This is a genomic window from Streptomyces sp. A18 (assembly GCF_059026065.1).
In genome coordinates, this window is record NZ_JBWLKL010000112.1 from 1 (window position 1) to 2,302 (window position 2,302).

General features: G+C 65.4%; 3 protein-coding genes. All 3 read left to right on the forward strand.

All coding sequences use genetic code 11. From position 1 onward, the window contains the following. The coding region (locus tag AC5P1C_RS43635; RefSeq protein ID WP_493871567.1) for a hypothetical protein at positions 1-801 on the forward strand (801 nt) is incomplete at its 5' end. A 48-nt stretch (positions 802-849) separates the two neighbouring features. Beyond that, positions 850-1,524, forward strand: a complete 675-nt coding sequence (locus tag AC5P1C_RS43640) for a hypothetical protein (RefSeq protein WP_493871568.1) — start codon at positions 850-852, stop codon at positions 1,522-1,524. 42 nt (positions 1,525-1,566) lie between these two features. Further along, complete coding sequence (locus AC5P1C_RS43645; RefSeq protein ID WP_493871569.1) at positions 1,567-2,190, forward strand: hypothetical protein; 624 nt, start codon at positions 1,567-1,569, stop codon at positions 2,188-2,190. The last annotated feature ends 112 nt before the right edge of the window (positions 2,191-2,302 follow it).

Consider the following 2,302-nt stretch of genomic DNA (forward strand, 5'->3'; position numbering starts at 1 on the left):
GACGCGATCGAGGACGTCATCGCCGACGACTCCCTGAAGGACGGCTTCTGGGAATCCCTCGTCGACGACATCAAGTCCATCACGGAGTTGATCTCGACCGTCTGCGGAATCCTCTCCCTGGTGGTGGGCTGGATCCCCGTCATCGGACAGGCATTGGCGGGCGTACTGGGCGCGATCGCCATGATCGCCACGCTGATCACCACCATCTGCACCATCATCCAGGTGTTCCAGGGCAATGCCGACTGGATGGACGTGGGTCTGGCGGCGGTCGGATTCCTGCTGATGGGCGTGGGCAAGGCCTTCTCGAAGGTGGCGGGGAAGTTCGCGAAGACGGCGCTCAGCAAGATGGGCCGGGCCGGAAAGGCCAGGACCACCAAGCAGATCACCAGGGCGAACAAGAACCTGCGAAAGCTTTCCGGCAAGAAGTTCAAGCTGGAGCAGGGCGAGGGCTGGAAGTCCCTCAAGGAGCCGTTCACCGAACCGTTCTCGAAGGCGGCCTGGGGCAAGAATCTCAAGACCCTCAAACCGGGCGAAGGGAACTTCGCGGCCGCCAGGAACGAACTGGCCGAGCGGGGCGGCGGAAGTGCCTTCAAGGGCATCGGGAAGTCGTTCTCCATGGCCGACCCCGGTGTCGCGTCCGACCTGAAGTCGATCAAGTCGGGGGCGGCCGGACTCGGCAACTTCGACGTGAATGCCGTGAGCCAGATCTCGAAGACGGCCACGCGTCTGGGGGTCACCGGAGCGGGCATTACGCTGGCCGGCCTCGGCCTTGACGGTAACCTCAACCCGCTCGTGGCCTGAGCGGCCCACTCGTGCCTGAGCAGCCCCCTCCAAGAAGGAACGCAGCGAATGAACACACCACCTGACGATGATGTCCCGGCGCTGTCAGAGGATTTCGCGGTCCGCCTCGACCTCCAGCCCGGCTGGGTCGACCTGACGCTGCGCGAAGGCTCGAAGGCCGAGGCGAAGGCGCTGGCCACGAAGACCGTCAACGAGCTCAACCCGCTCTCCCTGGAGATCGAGAAGAGCGCGGTCTTCGACGACATGGCCGAGCGGGCACTCAACCTCAACGAGGACGCTCCGGCGCTGGCGGCGGCGTACTACTCGGAGAGCGGCGAGGGTCTGATCAGCTTGATGATCGACTCGTACGGCGACGAGGGCGTCCCGCGCCCGACGCCGGACGAGGTCCTCCCTCTGCTCTTGGAGTGGGAGAACGGCGAGGTGGTCGGGGAGCCGGAGGTGACCCGCCTGGATCTGCCGGCGGGCCCGGCGATGCGGGTCCAGTCGACCCTGAAGATCAAGCGGATGTTCGGTCTGGGCCGCCGCATCACCGAGTTCGTGAAGTACGCGGTGTTTCCGCCCGGTATGCAGAGCCTGGTCGTCGTCACGGCGACCTGGGAGAAGATCCAGCTGACGGAGGAGAACGCGCAGCGGGTGGACGAGATCGTCCCGACGCTGAGGCTGGACCTGGTGGACGAGGACGGAAACGAACTCACCCCGAAGCCGGAATCCGGACAGTCCTGAGCGAGCCGGAATCCGAAAAACCTGAGCGAATTCGAGAACCTGATGAAGAACGCCAGCGAATTCACTTCGCCGCCCTCCGACTACAACGTCATCGTCCCCGACGGCTGGTTCCAGCTCCCGCTGGCCCCCGAGGACCGTGACCGCGGCATCATCGCGCTCGCGGACCAGCAGTTCCGCGGCGTGGACAACGCCCCGCACATCAAGAAGCAGTTCATGCGGGAACTGCAGCGCAAGGCGAAGGACGCGTACAACGTAGGCGGCACGGAGCTCTACATCTCAACCCTGACGGTCGGCCCGCTCCCCCTCTCCTCCTCCCTCCTGATCAGCATCCCGGGCCCGGACGAGTGGCCGAAGATCTCGGACCCGGAGGACTTGGCGGAGCACCTGGCCACGAAGGACGGCTCCGACGAGGGCGAGACCGAGGCCGAGGTGGGCGTGGTGACCCTGGCAGCAGCGGGCCGAGCAGTCCGCCAACGCCGCAGGGACGCCCCGGACCCGTCGTCGCAACTGGGCAACACGCTCCCGAACACCCTCGTCACGTACTACGTCCCGATCCCGGCGACGAAGAGCTGGCTGCTCCTGAACTTCTCCACGCCGATAGACCCGCTGGCGGACCAGATGGTGGAGTTGTTCGATGTGGTGGCCGGGACGTTGCACTGGGACTGAGCCGAAGCGCTTGTGGAAGAAGAAGGGCTGACTCGTGGCCGGACGTCCACGTGATTGGCACCCGGTCGCGGACAACGATCCGATTCCTGGTGATGCCGACCGGGTCGCGAAT